The organism is Plebeiibacterium marinum, assembly GCF_026013615.1.
In the GTDB taxonomy this organism is placed as follows: Bacteria; Bacteroidota; Bacteroidia; order Bacteroidales; family Marinilabiliaceae; genus Saccharicrinis; species Saccharicrinis marinus_A.
Genome location: NZ_JAPDPI010000001.1, coordinates 70,742 through 94,877 on the forward strand (window position 1 = coordinate 70,742; position 24,136 = coordinate 94,877).

Below are 24,136 nucleotides of genomic sequence, written 5' to 3' on the forward strand. Positions count from 1 at the left end.
AAAACCATCTTAACTATTATTACCAATCACATACAAAAATCATTCAATAATTGTCATTGATCACTGATAATTGTTACCTGTTCTCTATTCCCTCTTTTTAGCTTTCCTGTTTTTTGATACATAATCATAAATATCAAAATCCCTTAAATCCCATTCCACCTGCTTTTCCCAGTTTTCCCTTAGGTCAATTTTACCCGGATAAAAATAAACTTGCTCAGGTTGTTGCTTGGTAGAATACTCTCCGGTATCCCATTTTCCATTCCTGTTTCGGTCAATGATCAGTTTCAGTTCATAAGAACCTGCATTTATATATTGAAAACCAAACTTACCTGATTCAGGAACATATTTTTGAGCGATAGGTTCATCACCTTTTCCCCATAACTGAACTAACCAATTTTTTCCGGGATTAATCATGTTAATTAACATGGTACCATAGCTATCCAGTGATTTTACTGAAAATTGCTTCCCTATGGAATCACAATACAGGTTATAAACATCATTTATGGCAGCAGAATCTACTGTTAATAAATATTGCCCTCCCGGAGTCCATTTTGTTTTTGTATTGATACTATATCTTCTTATATGAATGGAATCCTGATAATGTTTATATTCTATTTCATTCATTAATGTATCTACCATTTCAAAGAGTTTAACCCTGCTCCAGTCAATTTGTTTTACAGGTGTTGGCATTACAAAGTTAAAGCTTTCATAAACATCTACATTAGAAGATGACTTTTCCATTTTAAGCGTTTTGGCAGCAACAGGTTCCCCTTTCTTTTTCTTTCTTTTACTCTCCTTTTGGGGAGGGGCAAAATAATATAGAGTCAGTGTATCCTGGATTTGTATTGGATTTTGCAAAGTATCCAATCCCAGATACGAAAAAGCCATATCCAGGGTATCATTCTTATATAAAACACTATCGGTTAGCCAAATTTTAACCGTATCATTATTTATCGAAGGTTCAAATATTGCCCAGTTATCTTTATAATTTGTATTTATGGGCTCCACCGAAAAATTTTCTACCGGCAGGTTAAACATAAATGAAACGATGTTGGAATCTTTCCTTTCTTCGCTAATAAAGTATTGCTGTTTAGATTTTTCTTCAAACATGAATAATTTAAGGTCGTTAGGTGTATGAACCAATTCATCCTTAAATACAACCGAATCATTTTCTAAAGTATCTGGCATTGCAACATACTTCATAGATGGAGAAACAATCGTATCAAACCAGGCAATAGCCTCACCGGGCTGGTCAAACATATAGTTTCTGTTAGCGTCTTCAATGGCATAAATCCTGTATTCACCGGGGCTCAGGTTTCTGATGGCAAAATGCCCCTCCTCATCGGATTTGCCAAGGCGAACAGGCACATCATGCGTGAATGCTGTATCATTCAGGTTTTTGTGCGCTAAAATCAGTGCCCCATGGATTGGAGAAAGGTCAAAGCTATCCCAAAGATTTCCCATAATGGCAAACGAATCAACAACCTCCCCCGTGGAAAAAGAAAACACAAAGGACTCTATAGGGTTTCCTTCATTATTATCTTCGATGGCATCGGCAAAATCAAGCGTATAGGTGGTATTTTCCTGTAGCTCTTCCTCAAAATTGATAAATAGTTTCTGGGCTCTGGATTCTATTTTAGGGCGCTCTTTTAATGGTGGAGAAACAACCAACTTTTGGTTTACCTCATTAAGTTTGATGATCTCATCAAATTCAATCATCACCTCTTTTTTCTTATAGTTCATCTGACCATTAACCGGAACCGACTTTTTAATTACCGGAGGAGTTTCATCTTTGGGCCCGCCAGTTGGATAACCAGGGTTTGCACATGAGTATACTATCAAAATCAATACGAAAGCTCCTAGAATATATTTTTGCATCTATAAAAATTTCAGTTTTTAATTGATGGCAAATTTAAATCAATTATCTAAAAAACAATTTAAAAATCGCCTTATAAAATTTAAATCCACCCCATGTTATTACATGAAGAATGCCAAAAAATGATAAATTTGTCGCTGATTAGAAAAATTATTGAAAAATTATGAGTAATCAAGACAACATACATCCACAAAAATCACATAAAACAGCCATAATTGTCGGGAGTATATCGGCCGTTTTGCTTATCATTCTTGGGTTTTTATATTTTAAAAATAAAAGTGAGATGCAAATGCTGGTAGATGAAATGGTTGAGGAAAAGGATATGCTCACCATGGAGTTTGAAACACTGGCATTGGATTATGACTCATTAAAAACCAGTAGTGACACGTTGAATTTGATGTTGGAAAAGGAGCGCGAAAAAATTTCCCAGCTCATTGAAGAGATTCATACCATAAAAGCAACTAATTCATCTAAAATAAGGGAATATAAAAAAGAGCTGACTTCGCTTCGTAAAGTGCTCAAAAACTATGTTGTTCAAATCGATTCCTTAAACCAGACCAACAAAGCACTGGAGCAGGAAAATCAGCAATTTCGTAGAAAAGTAACTACCATACAGTCCTCCTACAAAGAACTGGAAAAAGAAAAAGAAAACCTGGAAGAGAAAGTAGACATTGCCTCTAAACTCGAAACATACAATATGGAGGCATCAGGATTAAATTCAAAAGACAGAAGTACGACCAGGGCTTCAAGGGTTTCTAAAATCAGGATTTGCTTCACTATTCAAAAAAACATAACAGCCGAAGTTGGCGAAAAATTAGTTTACCTGCGTTTGCTCCGTCCTGACGGGGCTCTTTTATACCATTCAAAGCAAGACTTGTTTAAACATGAAAATAAGGAAATTAACTTTTCTGCAAGCAGGATTGTAGAATATGGTGGCGATGAATTGGATGTATGTTTATATTACAAAGTTGATGCAGGTGAACTTACCTCGGGTGATTATGTAGCTGATCTTTTTGCCGATGGTCATCACATTGGAAACATGACGTTTAATTTGAGGTAACTATGCCCATGCTTAATCCTAAAATATTATTACTTGCTATTTTGCTTTTATGTGGTATAAGTGGTTATGCCCAGGAAAAATCCATCCCTCAGTTTCCGGAGTGGATGGTTAAAAAACGTATTGAAGCCTTAAATTACCAAACGCCTATCCAGCTTGATTATAACGAATCGGTACAGGCATATATCGATGTATACACTGTAAAACGCAGGGAACACCTGGCCAATATCATCAGCCGATCAAAATTATATTTCCCTCTTTTTGAGGAATATCTTGACAAATACAACCTTCCAATGGAACTTAAGTACCTGGCAGTAATTGAATCAGCCCTGGATCCAAGGGCAAAATCAAGCTCAGGAGCCAAAGGCCTTTGGCAGTTTTTATACCATGCAGGAACCATGTTCGATTTAAATGTATCAACCTATGTAGATGAAAGGTGTGATCCCATACAATCAACGGAGGCTGCATGTAAATATCTGGAGTACCTGTTCCGAAATTTTAACGACTGGCAATTAGCGCTGGCTGCATATAATGGGGGTGTTGGGATGGTTAAAAATGCTATTGAACGTTCCGGCGGCAAAAGAAACTACTGGGATTTAAGACCTTATTTACCAAACCAGGTAAAAGGATATGTTCCTGCTTTTATTGGAGCCATGTATTCAATGGTTTATTCCGAAAATTACGACATTGAAGAATTGCCTGCCAAATATAGTTTTCATGAAACAGACACAGTAGTAATTCACCAAACATTGTCTTTCCAACAAATTGCAAATGCCTCTGGTACCACAATTGAAGAAGTGAGCTTTCTGAATCCTACATATACAAAGGGGGTTATTGCTGTTAAATCAAAACCTGTAAGTATATTTCTTCCTAAAAAAAGCATAGAACAGTTTGTTAAAAACGAGCCTGCAATTTATGGCAGGGAGCAGGTTCAAAATAATGTCAATGAACCTTCTAATCTAGAAAAGGTTTATCATTATGTTGAGAAAGGTGAGTACTTTCATAAAATAGCCATTAATTATGAATGTACTATTGAAGATATTATGAAATGGAATAGTTTGAAAACAAAAAATCTGCATCCGGGACAAAAACTTGTAATATGGAAATCTAAAGATTATAACAGGTTTTTCTTTGTTCGGGATGAAGTGGACTACCTGGTTGAAAAGTAATCCTTATATAATTAAACTAACCATTTGAAAAATTGAAAAATATTAAAACCATGAAGAAATCTATAGTACTGATATTAATTATTGCCTATGTAATTTCCGGATGCAAAACAACTCCTGACTCAAACAAACCCACTCCATCAGGTGCGGCCGGCGTTATGGTGATTGTAATGAACGACAAAGTAAAAAATACTGAGGCCGGAAAAAAATTATGGGACATGATGGTTCAGCCAATGATTGGATTACCACAAGAAGAACCCATGTTTGATGTTTCAGTAATCCCCTTCAGAGCTCTATCTGATTTTATGAAAACCTATCGAAACCTGATCACAGTTGAAGTTGGAGAAGGAGTTACCGAAGAAGGCATTAAGTTTTACAGGGGCACATGGGCAAAACAACAGGCTTTGGTTAGGATCTATGCCAAAACAATTGAAAGCTTTGAGCAAATGGTTGTGGAGAATGAACTTAAACTTGTGGGCTTTTTTACAAAGGCCGAAAGGGAACGTTTATCTAAATATTACAGTAAGGCATTTAATCAAAAACTTACCGATAAAGTAAAAAATGATTGGGGCTTCTATATGACAGTGCCACGCGATTTTGACTTACGAAAAGAATCTGATGATTTTTTATGGATGTCGCATGAAACAGCAAAGTCAAGCCTGGGTTTGCTGGTTTATCAGTTTGATTATGTTGGAGAAGGATCCTTTTCTAAAGAATATCTATTGAATAAAAGAGATGAGATATTAAAGGAGCAGGTTCCCGGTGAACACGAAGGTTCCTATATGACAACAGAACACATCTTTCCTGTTAACTACCAGGTTATTAAAACTCCCCATGACACCAACACTGTTGTATTGCGAGGTTTGTGGAAAGTGCAGGGTGATATGATGGGAGGACCATTTATTAGCATGTCACATCTGGACAGAGAAAAGAATAAGGTAATTGTAACCGAAGGATATTCTTACAATCCTGAAAAACCAAAAAAACGCAATATGGTTCGTCAGCTTGAGGCCATCCTCCAGTCCTACAACCCTGAATACGACTTGAAAAAGAAAGACAAAAAGAAATAAACATCTGTTTCAAACAGTAGTTTTACGTTAATACAAACAAGCCTGGCTTGCGATCTTAAAAGTATGATCTAATTAGAAAACATATGAATTTTCCAGCAACCTCAAGAAAAGATCTTCAAAAAGCCTCGCGAAAAAATGAGCTGATTGTTGAAACTGGCTTCCAGATTCAAAAAGATTTTGCGGAGTTTGGTCTGGAGATTCAATTTTCAGGTAAAGCAACTGTGTTTTATGACGAATTGTTCGGACAAATGAAACATCACGTCGAAAACCTGATGACTGAAAGCATGGAGCGTTTTATGCATTTTTTATATCGGATTGATATCAGCCAAAAAGATATAAACCATTATCAACATGAAATGAAGGATGTTGAATTTGGCGAGATATTAACAGAGCTGATTATTCATCGGGAACTTAAAAAAGTGATTACCCGTGATTTTTTCAGGCAACAGAACAAGGGAACGCTAAACAAAGAACTGGAATAGGAGTTTATATTTTAACAAATCATTTAATCGTAATTGCTCTGTAATTATGATGTTTTTCTTTATGAAACAGGTCTGTTTGTGACACCCAAATTTTAACAACAGCCAATACTTAAGCACATAAAAAGATAGGCAAACTGCTAAATATTATCATTATGCAACCAACTATAAAAAAAGAAATAGAGATAAAACAGGAAAACAACCTTGTTTTTCTTGTTAACAACATTGCCTTATTAAAGGATTTTAATTTTAGCAACGAAGAAATAAAATATATCAACAAAAAAACAGACAAAAGCAAATCGCTTGTTCACTTTAACCGCTTATCGCAGCAAGTGTTTGTCCGTTTCTCATCAGATTCTGGAAATGATGAAAATGAAAAAATCAGGATGGATGGAAATGTGATTCTAAAAGAACTAAAAAAAGAAGAGGCTACTAATGTTTCCATTGTTGATTTGATAGGTTGTAAAGAAAGAACTATCGCTTTATGTGAAGGCATTGCCTTGAGTGCATATTCTTTCCTTTATTATAAAAGCAAAAAAGAAGATCAGAAAACTGAGGAACTAAAAGAAATTTGTGTATCGAGCCCTGCTGTTACGGGGTGTGAAATAAACGAACTAAACAATCTGCTTGAAGCCGTGTACATTACACGCAACCTCGTAAACGAACCTGTAGACAGGCTTAATGCAGTGCAATTAAGTGAATTTGTTGTAGAACAATCAAAAACGGACGGGTTTCATGTAGAGGTTTTTAACAAGAACAAGATAGAGTCTCTAAAATTCGGAGGCCTGTTAGGCGTAAATAAAGGAAGTATTGATCCACCAACCTTTACGGTTATTGAATGGAAGCCGGCAAATGCAGTTAATGAAAAGCCTTATGTTTTAGTTGGAAAGGGAGTTGTATTTGACACAGGAGGAATCAACCTGAAAACACCTCCAGGAAGCCTGGACACGATGAAAAGTGATATGGGAGGGGCTGCCTCTGTAATTGGAACATTAAGTGCTGTGGCTAAAAACAACTTGCCTGTTCATGTAATTGGTTTGGTTCCGGCCACCGACAACCGCCCGGGTGAAAACGCCATAGTTCCGGGAGATATATTAACCATGCATAACGGCATGACAGTTGAAGTGCTGAATACAGATGCCGAAGGCCGCTTGATTTTAGCCGATGCATTAAGTTACGCCAATAAATACAAACCAGAACTAGTAATTGACCTGGCAACCTTAACAGGCTCTGCTGTAATGGCAATTGGTGAATATGGTACAGTTGGAATGGGAACTGCTGATGATAAAGTTTTTGATGAGCTGGAACAACAGGGATATAAAACACATGAACGGGTTGTTAAGTTTCCGTTTTGGAATGATTACGATGAACTGATAAAATCGGATATCGCAGACATTAAAAACCTGGGAGGCAGAGAAGCCGGGGCTATAACAGCCGGTAAATTCCTGTCAAACTTTGTGGATTTCCCATGGATACACCTGGACATAGCCGGACCTTCATTTCACATGAAAGAAAGCAGCTACCGAGGAAAAGGAGGTTCCGGAGTTGGCGTTAGGCTATTGTACCATTTCTTCAAGTCTGTTGTTGAAAAAACGCTCCAACCTGTTTAATTCATGAATTAGCAAGCCAGAGTGAAAAAGTATGCTAAACAGGGTAATTCTTTGGTAAAAATTTCGATATTTACGCATTAATTAGTGATTTAAGCAACAAGAACTAAAGGTTCTGGTATAATAAGAGCGTTTGGGCTAAAGGCCAAAGTTGATAGCTTAAGTAATTTTACTTCATGCTTCAGACTTCATGCTTCAAACTTATAGAATATGAAAACGGATAAAATAAGATTGGGAATTTCCCATGGTGATATTAATGGAATCGGATACGAAGTGATTTTTAAAGCTTTGGGCGACGCAAGGATGTTTGATATATGTACACCTATAATATATGGCTCATCAAAAGTGGCTGCATATCATCGCAAGACACTAAATATCACCAACTTTAGCCTAAACAATGTTAAAAGTGCAGCAGAGGCCCATCCCAAAAGGGTTAACATTATTAACTGTGTTGATGACAATGTTAGGGTTGAACTGGGAAAAGAAACCAAAATGGGTGGAGAGGCTGCCTATGCAGCATTAAGTTCAGCTGTGGCCGACTTAAAAGAAGGTAAAATTGATGTATTGGTAACAGCTCCTATACACAAAAAAAATATCCAGTCCGACAGCTTTAATTTCCCCGGACACACCGAGTATCTCCAAACAGAGTTCAAGTCGAGGGAATCGCTAATGTTATTAGTAAGTGATGTATTAAAGGTTGGTGTGGTTACCGGGCATATACCCATTGCTGAAGTTCCACAGGCGGTAACAAAAGAGAAAATATTGTCAAAACTAAAAATCCTGAACAAAACACTGAAGGAGGATTTTACCATTCGAAAACCTAAGATTGCAGTTTTAGGATTAAATCCTCATGCCGGTGATAACGGATTGATTGGAAAAGAAGAGCTCGAAACTATCATCCCGGCAATTGAAGAAGCAAAGCAAAAGGACATCGTTGCCTTAGGGCCATATCCTGCTGATGGCTTCTTTGGTTCCAATAACCTGTCAAAATTTGATGCAGTACTGGCCATGTATCACGACCAGGGATTAATCCCCTTTAAAACCATATCGTTTTCATCGGGAGTTAATTTTACGGCCGGGCTACCTATTGTCAGAACGTCACCGGATCACGGAACGGCCTTTGAAATTGCGGGACAAGGTCTGGCTGATGAGGAATCTTTCCGCCAGTCGGTATATTTGGCTGTTGATGTATTTAAGAACCGCTCTTCCTATAAAGACTTATCAAAAAACCCATTGAAATCATACGACATTAGTAAAATGGATGATAAACTGGACGAAACACTGCCGCAAGAATCAGAAGAAGAACAAATATAAGAAGACATTTAATATTATTTCAAGATCCCATATTGCCTGGCGATATGGGATTTTTATTGCGACAAAGGGAGCCCATAAAATGTTTTTTTTAAAATAAATGCATTTTTACCCATTATCTGCAAAACAAAATTTGATATAAAGCGTATTTCTATTAGCAACACAACTTGCAGTTTTTAATCAAAAAGAATATTTTAGCGAGTCTTTTACCAATACAGGGTATTTTTACCCTTTGAGATGGATATGTAGTGTAAATTTGAGATTTTTTAATGTGGGGAAAATGAACGAAAACAATAACAAAACCAGTATATATATCAAAATACTAACCTTATCAACCAGTATTATAGCTGTATTTTTAGTCATTAATTTATTTGTATATTCCGGAGATCCGGCAACTAACAATACAGAAACAATGCTGCCTACCTTTAAAGATAGTTACTCCATATTTTCATTAAAAATACCGGATGACCTATCATTTGCCGGAGAACCGGTTCCCGTTGACAAACATTGGGTAAAAGAAAGTTTTGACCGTGAATTATTAATCAATACTTACTGGCAATCGCAAACTGTGTTGTTTGTTAAAAGAAGTAATCGTTATTTCCCGATAATTGAACCCATATTAAAAGAACAGGGTGTACCCGATGATTTTAAATACCTTGCTGTCATTGAAAGTGGATTGATGCCCCGATCTGTTTCTCCGGCAGGAGCTTCCGGAATCTGGCAGTTTATGTCTGCAACTGCAAAAGAATATGGTTTGGAGGTGAACAGCGAAGTTGATGAAAGATATCACCTCGAAAAAGCCACCGTGGCAGCTTGTAAATATCTAAAAAAGGCTTATGCGAAATATAACAACTGGACCCTGGTTGCTGCATCTTACAATGCCGGCAAAAGGGGAATAAGCAACCAATTGGACCGACAAAAAGCGGACAGCTATTACAATTTACTTCTGGGTGAAGAAACCGGACGTTATGTATATCGCATCCTTGCCATTAAAGAAATCCTTTCACACCCTGTGGAATATGGATTTCATGTGGATGACAATGATAAATATCCAACCATTGCTACCCAAACAATACAAATAGATAGCACACTGGCTAACATTGCCAACTTTGCAGCCAACTATGGAATTTCTTATAAGGAATTTAAAGATTTAAACCCATGGCTACGCGAAAACAACCTGACCAACAGGTATAAGAAAACGTACCAAATAGCTTTGCCCAAAGGTCTTATTAAAGAAGAAAAAACTTTAGCACAGGACAATGAGGCTGCAAAACCTATCTCTATAGAAAACAAGGAGATGAAAATGGAAAAACAATCGCTTATCATTAAGCAATAATTTTTTAGTAACCGGCTTTTATTGGAGTATTGCTTCGTGAAGCACCCATGCATTATTTAATATCTATTTTCTATTGTATATTTGTTTTCTCAATTTAACGGGCAAGTTATAATATGGAAAACAACAAGGTAACATCAAGGACCGAATCGGAGGAGTTTGTGGAAGAAGGTGCTGTAACCGTCATGGGTGCACGGGTACATAACCTGCAAAATATAGATGTTGAATTCCCAAGGAATAAATTAGTTGTAGTTACAGGCCTGAGTGGTAGCGGAAAGTCCTCGTTGGCTTTTGATACCATCTATGCAGAAGGACAAAGAAGGTATATTGAAACATTTTCAGCCTATGCCCGGCAGTTCCTGGGCAATATGGAAAGGCCGGAGGTTGATAAAATTACCGGATTAAGCCCTGTTATTTCCATTGAGCAAAAAACAACCAATAAAAATCCCCGCTCAACCGTTGGTACTATTACCGAAATATATGATTTTTTAAGACTCCTTTTTGCCAGGGCCTCTGATGCCTTTTCATACAACACCGGCGAAAAGATGGTAAAATATACTACCGAAAAAATATTATCGCTCATACAGGAAAATTTCAAAGGAAAGAAAGTGATGATCTTAGCTCCATTGGTTCACAATAGGAAAGGTCATTACAAAGAGCTTTTTGAACAAATAAGGAAGAAAGGGTATTTGCATGCCAGGGTAGATGGAGAAGTAATTGAGTTAAGCCATGGTTACAAACTGGATAGATATAAAAACCATAGCATTGAAATGGTGGTGGACCGAATAAAGGTCTCCGAAAAAGACACCAAGCGTTTATCCGACTCTGTTGATCTGGCCATGAAAAACGGGAAAGGAATCATGATGATTCTGGATACTCAAACCGATGAGGCCAAGTTCTACTCCCAAAAACTGATGTGCCCTACAACCGGGATTTCATATAACGAGCCCGCCCCCCACTCCTTCTCTTTTAATTCGCCGCAAGGAGCATGTAATAAGTGTAAAGGGCTTGGGGTAATCGACAATGTTGACATTGAAAAAGTAATCCCTGATGACTTAATAACCATTCATGCAGGAGGGATTGCGCCTTTAGGAAAATATAAGAATACCCTTATCTTTTGGCAAATGGAAGCCATTGCCGAAAAGCATGGCTTTACCTTAAAAACACCTATTAGGGATATTCCAGAGGAAGCACTGGACACTATTCTTCATGGCTCAAGCGAACCTATTACCCTAAAAAACACCCCACTTGGAACCAATTCTAATTATTTTATAAGTTTTGAAGGGGTTATAAAATATATTCTTCAACAGCAGGCTAACGACACTTCTAAAAAAGCAAAAAAATGGGCCATGCAGTTTGTTACCAACTCTAAATGCCCTGAATGCAATGGCCAAAGACTTAACAAAGAAGCACTACATTTTAAGCTGAATGACAAAAATATTGCAGACCTCTCCGGGCTGGATTTAAGTCAGCTGACAGAATGGTTTGAGGATGTAGAGATGCATATGAGCCAAAAGCAAAAAGCCATAGCGGTTGAAATACTAAAAGAAATCCGGAGCAGACTAGGCTTTTTGCTTGATGTAGGGCTGGGCTACCTATCGTTAAACAGGAGTGCCATGACCCTTTCGGGTGGTGAAAGCCAACGGATCAGACTGGCTACACAAATTGGATCACAGCTGGTAAATGTACTGTACATCCTGGATGAACCAAGTATTGGTTTACATCAGCGCGATAACCATAAGCTGATCCATTCTCTCCAACAGTTAAGAGACACTGGCAATACGATTCTGGTTGTGGAGCATGATAAAGACATGATGCTCCAGGCCGACTATTTAATTGACATGGGACCTTATGCCGGTAGACATGGGGGTGAAATTGTTGCCCAGGGAACTCCTTTAGAAGTGATTCAAAACAACACCTTAACTGCAGATTACCTCAACAATAAAAGAAAAATAGTAATCCCAGAAAAAAGACGGAAAGGAAATGGTAAAAACCTGGTTCTGCATAAAGCCTCAGGAAATAATTTAAAAGGGATAACCGCTACTTTCCCTTTAGGTACATTAATTTGTGTTTCAGGCGTTTCCGGTAGTGGAAAGTCCACATTGATTAATGAAACATTATATCCAATCTTAAATCAACATGTATACAATGCCGTAAAAGACCCCCTCCCCTATAAAAAGATTGATGGACTAGAAAATATTGATAAAGTGGTTGATGTTGACCAGTCACCTATTGGAAGAACACCAAGGTCGAACCCGGCTACATACACCAAGATATTTGATGAAATAAGGAAGCTATTTACCGGACTACCTGAATCTAAAATCAGAAACTACAAACCGGGTAGGTTCTCTTTTAACATGGCTGGCGGAAGATGTGAAACATGTAAAGGTGGCGGGGTTCAGATAATAGAAATGAATTTTCTGCCGGATGTAATGGTTGAGTGCCCTGAATGCCACGGCAAACGCTATAACCGGGAAACCCTGGAAGTTAGGTATAAAGGTAAATCAATAAGCGACATACTAAACTTGACTATTAACCAGGCGGTTGATTTTTTTGAGAACATCCCACAAATAGCCAGAAAACTAAAAGTACTGCAAGAGGTTGGCTTGGGCTACATAACATTAGGACAACCCTCAACCACTCTCTCCGGAGGTGAATCGCAGCGGGTAAAACTGGCAAGCGAACTCGCCAAGAAAGATACCGGAAAAACCATTTACATACTGGATGAACCTACAACAGGATTGCACTTTGAAGACATCCGGGTTTTGCTGGAAGTATTAAACAGGCTGGTTGACAAAGGCAACACTGTGATTGTAATTGAGCACAACCTTGATGTAATTAAAGTGGCAGATTATATTATTGATATTGGCAAGGAAGGTGGCAGATTTGGTGGAGAAATACTTTGCGAAGGCACACCAGAACAAGTTGCTAAAAACAAAAAGAGCTATACAGCAAAGTACCTTAAAGAAGAACTAAAAGGATAGCGGTAGGAAAGCGATATCAAAGAAATATAGAAAGCTGAATATTGCTATCTATTGCAGAATTACATCATGCAAAAAAAATGCTTACTTTAGTTCTTATTAATACAATCAGAAAATATGGGACAAAAAGTAAAAATAAGGTGTATCAATAACAACACATATAAAAAATACAATAGGGGAATTACACTAGAAGACATTGCCAAAGACCAGGGAGTATCCTTACGAGGTAAAGTTTTAGGCGCCTTGGTAAACAACAAACTGGAGCAACTATCATTCGAAGTTTTCAACCCGCTTACTATCGAGTTTATCGACATTACCCATCCGGATGGGATGCGCATGTATATCCGCAGCCTTTCTTATTTACTTTATTATGCCATTGAAGAAGTATTGCCCGGAGTCAAACTAAGGGTAGAACATTCTGTATCAAAAGGAGTGTATTGCGAACTTCAGGGATGTGATGAAGTAACGGTGGATAATGTAAATTCCATAGTTGAATACATGCGCAGCCTGATAGAAAAAGATCTTCCGTTTCTATATCATGAAAAAGAAACCCCCAATGTTATAAAACGCTTTAAACAGTATGGTTTTGAAGATAAAATAGGACTATTGGAAAGCAGGGGACAGTCTTATTCATCATATTACTCCTTAAACGGTAGTATTGCTTCATTTTATGGCTATTTGGTTCCTTCAACTGGTTACCTTGAAGTATTTGATGTTAACAAATATTACAATGGGATATTGCTACAGATCCCCAAGAGGTTTATGCCCGAAGAGGTGGAGGGGTTAATTATCCAAAAGAAGATGTTCGAGATTTTCCAGGAATACAGCAACTGGAATAGGGTATTGAAAGTAACCAATATAAACGATTTAAATGTTCAACAGCAAATTGGGGGTACAGAACAACTCATAAAGGTATCGGAGGCTTTACATGAAAAAAAAATAGCACAGATTGCAGATATGATAGCCGACAGAAAGGACAAAGTCAAGATTATTCTGATAAGTGGTCCATCTTCAAGCGGCAAAACCACCTTTAGCAAACGCTTAGCCATACAGCTGATGGTAGCAGGCTTGAGACCACAAACCCTTTCTTTGGATGATTATTTTGTTGACCGGGACCAAACCCCGCTTGATGAAAACGGAGAATTGGATTTTGAGGCACTGGAAGCGCTGGATGTAGAGCAGTTTAACGAAGACCTAAGCAGGCTTTTAAAAGGTGAAGAGGTTGAGATACCCAGGTTTTCATTTGAAACAGGTTCACGCTTTTACGATGGAACAAAAGTACAGCTTGAGGATGATCAAATTTTGGTGATCGAGGGAATTCATGGTCTGAACCCTAAATTAACCCACTCAATATCTGATTCATTTAAGTTTAAGATTTATGCTTCGGCATTAACCTCAATAAATATTGATGACCACAACAGAATCCCAACTACCGACAACAGACTGATCAGGAGGATTGTTCGGGATTACCGTTACCGAAATTATTCAGCTGCCGAAACCATTTCGAGATGGCAAAGCGTACGAAGGGGGGAAGAAAAACATATTTTCCCATACCAGGAAGAAGCTGATGTGATGTTTAACACTGCTTTACTATACGAATTTGCCGTTCTAAAACATTATGCAGAACCAATTTTACTTGAAGTGGAAAACATCAAACCGGAATATGCAGAAGCAAACAGGCTGCTGTATTTTTTCAGTTATTTTAAGCATATTAACGATGCAAACATCCCTCCTACTTCTATAATCCGCGAATTTTTAGGAGGCAGTAGCTTTAAATATTAATTCAGGTTGTGTTAAAAACAGTATAACAAAGAACCTTGCAATAGCAAATTCATGTACCAGGCAGGAATATTATCCCAATTTACCAGATCCTATTCCTGCCTGGTCTATAAGTTTTTTCTTTTTTCTAATTGATAATCTGTAATCATTTAATATATGACACATTGTATTTTGAACTTTTCAGATACTAGACATAGCCATATTTTTTTGCTATATTGATTAAAAAAGCGGTGTAAAATATGAAAGTCTCATTCAGCCATCCTTTGTTTCTCTTTTTGTTGTTTTGGAGCTTTATTGAACTAAAGGCCAGCAACAACCAAAGAAATGTATTGGTAATTAACTCTTACCACATGGGATATTCATGGACCGACGAAGTGGTGGAAGGAATAAGATCCAAATTAGACTCAGCCGGGAACATTAATTATTTCCTTGAGTTTATGGATACCAAAAGGTTTTTAGACGAAACCACGTTTATAAATTTCCACAACTACCTCACCACAAAATATCAAACCGTTAATTTTGATGTTATTGTAGTATCCGACAATAATGCGATGGATTTCTACCTTACTTATAGAGATTCTTCCCTTTTTCGAAACAAACCCTTTGTTTTTTCCGGCCTAGCCAATGTTGATAATTATCCAGTCGAAAAACTGGGTGCTTATGGTGTTGCCGAGCTTAGGGGTTTACCTCTGATTTTTTATACAATGCATCGTTTTTTCCCGGATAGGGATACAATTACAGTATATTTAGACAGTACTGTAACAAGTAAAACATATGCCGAGTTAACCAGGACTTACCAAGAGGAGCATGAGGAGCCTGTTTTTAATTTAGTTTATGATGTTCCATCAGATTCAATTAAATACCACCTATCTACATTGTCGGATAACAATATGGTTTTTCTTTTTAACCTCAATTATTTCTCAAAGCGTGGCTATATTCCCTTTGAAGAATATTTGCGTTTACTGGGCGACTCCTGTAATATCCCGATATTTTCCAGTCAGTTTAAAAACATTAAAGGAATTGTGGGCGGTGAAAAAAACATGGGCCGGGAACATGGTGAAGTTGCAGCCCAATTGGTTATCAAAATTCTTAATGGAGAATTTATAGATCAGCGAATTATTTACCCAACACCTAAATTGTATTTTAATGATATTGAGCTTCGCAAATTTGGAATCAAGGAGCCATTATTACCAAGAAATTCAACTATTGTCAATACCAAAAAATCATGGATTGTCCTGTATGGCAAGCTATTCTTTGTAAACTCAATGATTGTTTTGGCTGTAGTGCTGATAATAATAGCCCTCATTGTCAGCAACAGAAAGTTAAAACGTTTTAAACTGATTCTTGAAGAAGCCAGGGACAAGGCCATCCAATCAGAATCTGTGAAAACAGCACTTATTGCAAATATTTCCCACGAGCTCCGTACTCCTTTAAATTCCATCATAGGTTTCTCTGATATTCTGGCAGCGGAATTCGAAAATAAAGATAACGCAGAAGCTGAATATATCAGATGTATAAGCGATAGCTCAAAAATATTAGAAAGTCTTGTGAATGAACTACTTGATTTATCCTTAATTGACTCCAATGAAGTAAAATTAAACTACAGCGAAGTTAATATACCTGAGTTTTTAGAAAGCCTTGCCCAGCAAAACACAATCCAAATTGACCACCAGCGAAAACCAAAACTTGGAATACGTGTAAGCAATTACGAAAACGAGCCCCAGATTATATATACAGATAAGATGAGGCTAAACCAGATATTACAGAACCTGGTAAGCAATGCAATCAAATATTCTTTTTCAGGCACTATTACTATTGGATACCATTTGATTACTAAAAACGAGGTTGCTGAAAAACTAGGTGATGATAGTAATTTGAGCCACGATTACTATTTTTTGTTTTTTGTTAAAGATTACGGTATTGGTATACCCCAGGAACTAAGGAGTTTCGTTTTTGAAAGATTCCGTAGGATTGACCAACTGTATGATGGCCAACACGGAGGCGTTGGATTGGGACTTAGTATTTCCAAATCCCTGGTACAAATTATGGGTGGTGATATGTGGTTTAAAAGTGTAGAAAAGAAAGGATCAACTTTTTACTTTGTAATTCCTCATGTCAACAGGGTTTGAAAAGTATAAAATTATGGTAAGGCAATGGTATACTTCCCTTTCCTAAATAAACAGAAAAGGGAAGTAATATCTTATACGGTATTATATATGAATCACTTCATCATAAGCAGCTGCAGCAGCCTCCATAATCGCCTCTGACATGGTTGGGTGGGGATGGATAGCTTTAATTAACTCATGCCCCGTGGTTTCAAGCTTCTTGGCAACCACAAGCTCTGCAATCATTTCAGTTACATTGGCACCAATAAGGTGGGCACCCAACAACTCACCATATTTGGCATCGAAAATCAATTTGACAAATCCATCTTTATGACCGGCAGCACTTGCCTTCCCTGAAGCAGTAAATGGGAACTTACCTATTTTCAATTCATATCCTGCTTCTTTTGCAGCAACTTCCGTCATCCCAACTGAAGCCACTTCCGGAGAGGTATAGGTACACCCAGGAATATTGCCATAGTTTATTGGCTCAGGTGTGTGACCTGCAATCTTTTCCACACAAGTAATGGCTTCAGCAGAAGCTACATGTGCCAAGGCCTGACCAGGCACTATATCGCCAATGGCATAGATTCCATCAACAGAAGTCCGATAGAATTCATCAACCTTGATCTTTCCGTTTTCCATCTCAACCCCTACTTCTTCCAATCCGACTCCTTCAATATTGGGAGTTATCCCAACAGCCGACAGTACAACATCTGCCTCATAGGTTTCTTCTCCCTTTTTTGACTTAATAATAGCTTTTACAGCATCTCCAGTAGTATCAACACTCAAAACTTCAGAAGATGTCATTACTTTGATACCTGCCTTTTTAAAGGAGCGACCTAATTGTTTGGAAACCTCTTCATCTTCCAAAGGTACAATATTAGGAAGGTATTCAACCAAGGTAACTTTGGTTCCAATGGCATTGTAAAAATAGGCAAATTCACTACCTATTGCCCCCGATCCAACTACTATCATTGATTTTGGTTGTTTTTCCAGAGTAAGAGCCTTTCTGTACCCTATAACCTTAACTCCATCCTGAGGCAGGTTTGGCAACTCTTTGCTACGGGCTCCTGTAGCCAACAAAATATGCTTTGCAGAAACGGTTTCACTTGTGCCATCTTCTTTCTTTACTTCAACAGTTTTGTTGTCGATCAATTTTCCAAAACCATTGATAACCTCAATTTTGTTTTTCTTTAAAAGAAACTGGATTCCTTTACTCATCCCATCAGCAACTCCCCTGCTGCGTTGAACCATGGCTTCAAAATCAGCTTTGGTTTCCCCTTCTATTTTAACGCCATACGATTCAGCTTCTTTTAGATATTCAAATACTGATGCACTTTTTAACAGCGATTTTGTAGGAATACAACCCCAGTTCAGGCATATTCCACCAAGTTCTGATTTTTCAACAACAGCCACATTTAAACCCAATTGCGAAGCCCTGATAGCTCCTACATATCCTCCGGGACCACTCCCTATAACAACTAAATCGTATTGCATATTATAAAGTTTAATATTTTACACTTTTTTTCATTATTTCGCATATAACTAACAAAGTTAAGGTTAAAAGGTTGGGTTGGATCACAAATCAAAATAATTATATATTGTAACTAATTACAATGACATCGGTTAGCCTTGCCTCAAAAGCCTGGTTTCATTAGAAAATACATACATCCAACTTTGAGCATTACCATGTAAACAATTTGATTACGGAAGTCAACAATCAGTATGCACTCTTTTGGTGTTAACAACTTGTTAATGTTCCAAAATTTTGTACTATAACTCATCTGTTTTATTAGATTTGTATGACTTTTACTCATAAAACCAAACAAAACCATACTGAACCCGTAATAAAAAAGCGATTAAAACAAATATTGAATAAGCAAAATAATTCTGAAAATGAAGAAGTTAATTTTAGGTTTTGTTGCATGTATATGCATAATGGCTGTTAATGCCCAACATAACAAACCAACCTTTTCTTTCGATACTACGCTCCATAATTTTGGAGAAATCAAAGAAGAAAAAGGAAAAGTATCCCATCAATTTTCTTTCACCAACACAGGAGGCCAACCTTTGGTAATACATAATGTAAGGGCCAGTTGCGGATGTACCTCACCAGAATGGACTCAAAAGCCAATTCCTCCCGGAGGCACCGGCTTTGTAAAGGCTACTTTTGATCCTTCTAACCGTCCTGGAAATTTTAACAAAACCATTACTATTACAGCAAACACAGAACCTCAAAACACCTTATTGAGGATTACAGGAAAGGTAGAAGCCCGTCCCAAAACCATTGAAGATATATATCCCCGACAAATTGGGGAATTAAGGATGAAAACATCACATATCAGCTTTACCAGGATTGAACCCAAGGGTAGTAAAACTGAAGAGGTGGATATCGTAAATCCATCGGATAAAGATCTGACTATCGGATTTACAAGGGTTCCGGATCACATTATTATAAAGGCAGAACCTGAAGTCCTTAAACCAGGCGAAAAAGGAAAATTAGTTGCCACTTATGATGCATCAAAGAAAAATGATTGGGGCTTTGTTTATGATCAGATCTTTATCACTTTTAATGGAGAGGTAAACTACAAAAACAGGATTAGTGTAAATGCCAATATCCAGGAAGATTTCAATAAATGGAGTGCTGACCAAAAAGCAAATGCCGCCAAGATTAATGTTGACAACAAAATATTTGATTTTGGCACCATCAAGCAAGGAGAAAAAGCATCTCACACTTTTTACATTACCAATACGGGCAAATCTGATTTAATTATCAGAAAAGTAAAAGCCTCATGTGGCTGTACTGCTATCAAGCCTGACAAAACAGTAATTGCTCCTGGTGAGAAGACAGCAATTAAAGCCGAGTTTAACTCACGTGGTAAAACAGGCAGACAAAACAAATCGGTAACAGTAATAACAAACGACCCATTGGCAAGCAATATCTTGTTAAGAATACAAGGAACTGTAGAAGTTCCTGCATCAGAGGTTAAGTAGAATATTAAAACACCGCAATACTAAAAACGGAGTGCCAGCAAAGGCACTCCGTTTTTTTATAAAATTTAATTAATTCAGGGTTTATCATTTATAAAATGTAAATTCGCATCAAATAAACAGAAAGGATTTAGTATGCAGCATGATGATCATATAGAAAACCATGACGATTTTAAAAATCTTGTTGTAAATAAAGGAGTAGAGCAGGTTCAAACGGTAAATTCAGCGGCAGCAAAACGTTTTCTTGCAAAAAAAAGAAAGCTGCCAACTGTAGACCAGTTTTTTGAAGGGATTAGAGAAGGAGATATTACATTGTTAAGCCAGGCTGTAACCTTGGTTGAAAGTGCCAGGCCTGATCACCAGAAAATTGCCCAACAGATTATAGAAAAATGCCTGCCCTTTGCAGGAAATTCACTACGATTAGGTATCACAGGAGTTCCCGGAGCAGGTAAAAGCACTACTATTGAAGCACTGGGTATGCATGTTATTAACAAAGGGGGAAAGCTGGCCGTATTGGCTATTGACCCCAGCAGCGAACGCTCAAAGGGAAGTATTTTGGGAGATAAAACCAGGATGGAAGAACTATCAGCGCATCCCAAAGCTTATATACGCCCTTCCCCCTCTGCAGGATCACTAGGTGGTGTAGCCAGAAAAACAAGAGAAACCATTATTCTTTGTGAGGCAGCAGGGTTCGATACTATTTTTATTGAAACAGTTGGAGTTGGCCAATCTGAAACTGCCGTCCACTCAATGGTGGATTTCTTTTTGTTGATTATGCTGGCCGGAGCTGGTGACGAACTACAAGGAATAAAGCGCGGAATTATGGAAATGGCCGATGCCATTGCCATCAATAAAGCCGATGGAAACAATGTAAGAAGAGCAAGCATGGCAAAAGCGGAGTATACAAGTGCTTTACATTTGTTTCCTCCAACAAAATCAGGTTGGACACCTATAGTGAAGACCTGTTCTGCATTAGAAAATACTGGTATTGCAGAATTGTGGGATATGGTATTGGAGTATGCTGACAAAACAAATAAAAATGGTTATTTTGCACAGCGCCGTAGCGAGCAATCAAAATACTGGATGTTAGAATCCATAAACGAAGCGCTGCAGTCCAGCTTTTATCACAATAGTGAAATAAAAAAAGCAATAAATACGTTTGAACAGAAAGTAACAGATAATGAGGTAAGTTCATTTGCTGCGGCACAAGAACTTTTAAATATGTATTTTAACAAGATCAATAAATAGAAATCACTTAAATAATCAAATAATGAAACAATTACTTTTAGTGGCTATCCTAGCCATTTCTTTTGTTGCTTGTCAGCAAAAAACTTATACCATAGAGGGTACTATTGAAGGAGTAACCGAAGGACAGGCTGTACTTCAAAAGCTTGAAAACGGAAGACCTGCTCCAATTGATACAGCCCAGATAGTTGAAGGAAAATTTACTTTTACGGGTAGCGAAGAGGTACCTCAGGTTTATTTAATATTTGTTGATGATAACAAAGCGCCTATCATGTTCTTTGGCGAAAATGCCAATATCAACATAAAAGTTGCTGATATCAATAAAATGAGCGAAGCTGAAATTACCGGAACAGAGGCCAATGAACTAATGGCTGGTTTTATGAAAGAGCTACCGGGAAGAGCAAGGCTGGAAGAATTGCAAGCGGATTTCCAAAAAGCAATGATGGCCAATGACAAGGATAAAATGGGAGCTTTAAGAACTGAAGCTAACGAATTAATGGAAGAGCAAAAAGCTTTCTTTTTACAGTTTATCAAAAATAACACCGGAAGCATCGTAAGTGCTTACCTTGCCAATCAGGCTGCACGCGACATGGAGTTTGACGAGCTTAAAAGTTTAGTGGCTGATTTTGAAGCCAACCTGGGCGACCATATGTATGTAACTAACTTAAAAGAATCTTTAGAAGCCGTAGAGAAGGCAGAAGCTGCAAAAAAAGCAACCGAAGTTGGTGCAATTGCTCCTGACTTTACACTAGAAAGCATTAATGGGGCAGCTATTTCACTATCTTCTTTAAAAGGAAAATATGTATTAGTTGATTTTTGGGCTTCATGGTGTAAGCCTTGTAGAGGCGAAAACCCTAATGTTGTTAAGGCTTTTAATGCTTACGCAAGCAAAGGATTTGATGTATTAAGCGTATCTCTTGACCGTGATTCTGCAGCATGGAAAAAAGCAGTTGAAGAAGATGGATTGGTTTGGAACCAGGTTATTGACGCAAAAGGTGACATTGCCCAAACTTACGGAGTTCAAGGCATTCCTTTTACTGTACTTTTAGATAAAGAGGGAAAAATTATTGCTAAAAACCTACGTGGAGAAGCTTTGGATGAAAAGCTTGCTGAGTTATTGAATTAATAAAACTCTGTTTTCATAAAGACTTAAAAGGGCGCCCTCAAAAGGGCGCCTTTTTTTTTATATCTGTTCTTCTTTTCTAATCACAATGCTTTGATTGAGCTTTTCTGTAAGGTTTTTATAGAATATCTTCAAATCGCGATAAGCCTCTGCCGGATAAATAGCTTTTTTAATTAAATAATTGCCAGATATTACAATAGTATTACTGTTTTGTTTTATGGCCTTAAATTCAAAGGATGCATTTTTGGTAACTTTTGAAAATAAATCAGGCATCTTTTCAATTTCATATCCCTCCGGTACATTTATATGGGCCTGGTATAACTTGAAGGACGGATAAACAAAATCAATACTATAGTCCCTTTTGTTCTGTTTAAAAGGATTTTCTTTTATCGGAAACTTAATAAAAGGACTAAAAATATATTGGTCTTCAATCTGGTCAACATGGCTGGTAAAATCAAATTCAAAATTAAAATTTTGGTCAGTTTCATTTGAAGTTATAGCAATTTCACCTTCCAAATCCAGTCCTTCAGCTTTTATGCTATTTACAAATTTCTCTTCATCTTTAGTAAAGCTTTTTCTTTTATCTATAGCAATATGGCCAGTAGCATTAACAGTTGCTTTTCCTTCTAAAATAGCTTGTTCCGGATTAAAATTATAAACAAGAATAGTACTGTTTTTTGAGGGTGACGTATTATAAATGTTTACCCACTGTTCTTTTTCTTCATCAACTACAAAACCTTTACCATTACAGCAGTTAGCTGGAATTATATTGGTAGGACAATAAGGATCTGTTGCATCAATAAGCATAGTTTCATTGTCAACCGTTGCCAATATCAGTACATCATTAAAAACATCGGCAAAGGGAAAGTCGTTGTATACTTTTCCGTGATCACGTGTACTTATGATTACAGGCCTACAATTAACCCCCTGACTTTTGAGAATTCCCAATGCCATCAGGTTTATATTTGCACTGTTTCCCGTTTTTTGAGAAGTAAATTCTTTAATACTCTTTAAAGCCCATTTATCATTTCTACCATTGTGTTTATAGTTTAATTTCATATGCTGTACTACGGCTTCTATTTTTTCCATATCAGTTTTACCTGCAAGACTTGAAAAATTCTTGCTCCCCAGTTTTTCTGATTTTTTGATATACTTCCCAAACCATTCATGATCCATAAAATCTTTTGCCAGAGCAGGCCATGTGGTTAATACTTTTTGAGAGTAGCCTGAAGGATAATTTATTTCAGATAGCTGGAAATCAATTTTCTTCACATAGTCTGATCGAGAGGATATAAAACTTTCGTCAGTAAATGAAGGAATATTTTTCATTCCAAAAGTGTATTCCAAATCTTTAAAAGAAAGGTTCATAAACTGCCTTTCCATACCTTTGGATTCCTGGCTTTCATAAACATCAAAGGAAGAAAATCCTTGCGCCCTGTAGGTATAGGAATAAAAAGGAATCATATAAGTTTTATATTCGCTGTAAATAGTGGGCAAGTCATTTTGAAATTCCCAATCCGGCAGATTAAATAAAAATGGTGAATACACGGTATAACTATAATCAATGATACAGCCTTCTTTTAAGTCGGGCATTGCAAACTTTTTCATATACCAATGTTTATTGACCGGCTCTTTAAAAATTTGCTCCTGATCAAGTTGCGTTTGTTCCAGAGTACTCCCGTTAAAATAATATGTAGTGGCAGAAATATCCTTAACAGTTTCCATTTCACTTTCGCCTATATATAATGGAATCTCAACTTCCCCCTGGTCAAAAGCTGATTCTTTAAAGATCTTAACTCGTTTGTGCCTTGTGTATTTAATATCAAAACCAGCGTCGTTTCTTACAAAACTAACCTTCCCTTTGTCGAATATGACAACGGCAGGTGCTTTGGGTTCAAAAGAACACTGTGTTAACCGCATTCCTGAATCATGGTTTTCTTCAGGAGGCGTTTGAGCATTAGTAATAAAAATTGCTGTTAAAATGATTAGAGTTAAAAATAGTTTTCGCATATA

At 37.3% G+C, this 24,136-nt stretch carries 16 protein-coding genes; 13 read left to right on the plus strand and 3 right to left on the minus strand.

The window, feature by feature from the left end; all coding sequences use genetic code 11:
- Nucleotides 1-84 precede the first annotated feature (84 nt).
- Nucleotides 85-1,878 (minus strand): Ig-like domain-containing protein, encoded by a 1,794-nt coding sequence (locus OM074_RS00290; protein WP_301197263.1) that lies wholly within the window; start codon nt 1,876-1,878, stop codon nt 85-87.
- A gap of 161 nt (nt 1,879-2,039) precedes the next feature.
- On the opposite strand from OM074_RS00290, the gene OM074_RS00295 reads away from it, so the two are divergent.
- The 10 genes from OM074_RS00295 (at nt 2,040) to OM074_RS00340 (ending at nt 16,788) form a co-directional block, all read left to right on the plus strand.
- Nucleotides 2,040-2,936, plus strand: a complete 897-nt coding sequence (locus OM074_RS00295) for a DUF8429 coiled-coil domain-containing protein (protein ID WP_301197264.1) — start codon at nt 2,040-2,042, stop codon at nt 2,934-2,936.
- A gap of 2 nt (nt 2,937-2,938) precedes the next feature.
- The gene (locus tag OM074_RS00300) at nt 2,939-4,102 is read left to right on the plus strand and encodes a lytic transglycosylase domain-containing protein (protein ID WP_301197265.1); all 1,164 of its coding nucleotides are present in this window, start codon (nt 2,939-2,941) and stop codon (nt 4,100-4,102) included.
- A gap of 50 nt (nt 4,103-4,152) precedes the next feature.
- Nucleotides 4,153-5,169 carry a DUF4837 family protein gene (locus OM074_RS00305; protein ID WP_301197266.1) on the plus strand — a complete coding sequence of 339 codons (1,017 nt, stop codon included), beginning with the start codon at nt 4,153-4,155 and terminating at the stop codon, nt 5,167-5,169.
- A gap of 83 nt (nt 5,170-5,252) precedes the next feature.
- Complete coding sequence (locus OM074_RS00310) at nt 5,253-5,651, plus strand: hypothetical protein (RefSeq protein WP_301197267.1); 399 nt, start codon at nt 5,253-5,255, stop codon at nt 5,649-5,651.
- A 152-nt stretch (nt 5,652-5,803) separates the two neighbouring features.
- On the plus strand, nt 5,804-7,258 hold the full coding sequence (locus OM074_RS00315) for a leucyl aminopeptidase family protein (protein ID WP_301197268.1): 1,455 nt from the start codon (nt 5,804-5,806) through the stop codon (nt 7,256-7,258).
- A 207-nt stretch (nt 7,259-7,465) separates the two neighbouring features.
- A complete protein-coding gene (gene pdxA / locus OM074_RS00320; protein WP_301197269.1) occupies nt 7,466-8,569 on the plus strand; it encodes a 4-hydroxythreonine-4-phosphate dehydrogenase PdxA in 1,104 nt (367 codons plus the stop codon).
- 277 nt (nt 8,570-8,846) lie between these two features.
- Complete coding sequence (locus tag OM074_RS00325; RefSeq protein WP_301197270.1) at nt 8,847-9,902, plus strand: lytic transglycosylase domain-containing protein; 1,056 nt, start codon at nt 8,847-8,849, stop codon at nt 9,900-9,902.
- 182 nt (nt 9,903-10,084) lie between these two features.
- Complete coding sequence (uvrA, locus tag OM074_RS00330) at nt 10,085-12,883, plus strand: excinuclease ABC subunit UvrA (protein ID WP_301197447.1); 2,799 nt, start codon at nt 10,085-10,087, stop codon at nt 12,881-12,883.
- Between the two features lie 114 nt (nt 12,884-12,997).
- Nucleotides 12,998-14,662 carry a nucleoside kinase gene (locus OM074_RS00335; RefSeq protein WP_301197271.1) on the plus strand — a complete coding sequence of 555 codons (1,665 nt, stop codon included), beginning with the start codon at nt 12,998-13,000 and terminating at the stop codon, nt 14,660-14,662.
- A 236-nt stretch (nt 14,663-14,898) separates the two neighbouring features.
- Nucleotides 14,899-16,788, plus strand: coding sequence for a sensor histidine kinase (locus tag OM074_RS00340; protein WP_301197272.1), 1,890 nt, complete (start codon nt 14,899-14,901; stop codon nt 16,786-16,788).
- An 81-nt stretch (nt 16,789-16,869) separates the two neighbouring features.
- Here the strand turns inward: OM074_RS00340 and lpdA are convergent, their stop codons facing one another.
- A complete protein-coding gene (lpdA, locus tag OM074_RS00345) occupies nt 16,870-18,261 on the minus strand; it encodes a dihydrolipoyl dehydrogenase (protein WP_301197273.1) in 1,392 nt (463 codons plus the stop codon).
- 399 nt (nt 18,262-18,660) lie between these two features.
- Between lpdA and OM074_RS00350 the strand changes: the two genes are divergently transcribed.
- From OM074_RS00350 to OM074_RS00360, 3 genes are all read left to right on the plus strand, one after another.
- Nucleotides 18,661-19,758 (plus strand): DUF1573 domain-containing protein, encoded by a 1,098-nt coding sequence (locus OM074_RS00350; protein ID WP_301197274.1) that lies wholly within the window; start codon nt 18,661-18,663, stop codon nt 19,756-19,758.
- Nucleotides 19,759-19,890: 132 nt separating this feature from the next.
- On the plus strand, nt 19,891-21,003 hold the full coding sequence (gene meaB, locus OM074_RS00355; protein WP_301197275.1) for a methylmalonyl Co-A mutase-associated GTPase MeaB: 1,113 nt from the start codon (nt 19,891-19,893) through the stop codon (nt 21,001-21,003).
- A 22-nt stretch (nt 21,004-21,025) separates the two neighbouring features.
- The gene (locus OM074_RS00360) at nt 21,026-22,126 is read left to right on the plus strand and encodes a TlpA disulfide reductase family protein (RefSeq protein WP_301197276.1); all 1,101 of its coding nucleotides are present in this window, start codon (nt 21,026-21,028) and stop codon (nt 22,124-22,126) included.
- A 57-nt stretch (nt 22,127-22,183) separates the two neighbouring features.
- On the opposite strand, the gene OM074_RS00365 is transcribed toward OM074_RS00360, so the two are convergent.
- Entirely contained in the window at nt 22,184-24,133 is a 1,950-nt protein-coding gene (locus OM074_RS00365; protein ID WP_301197277.1) for a DUF3858 domain-containing protein, read from the minus strand.
- Nucleotides 24,134-24,136: the final 3 nt, after the last annotated feature.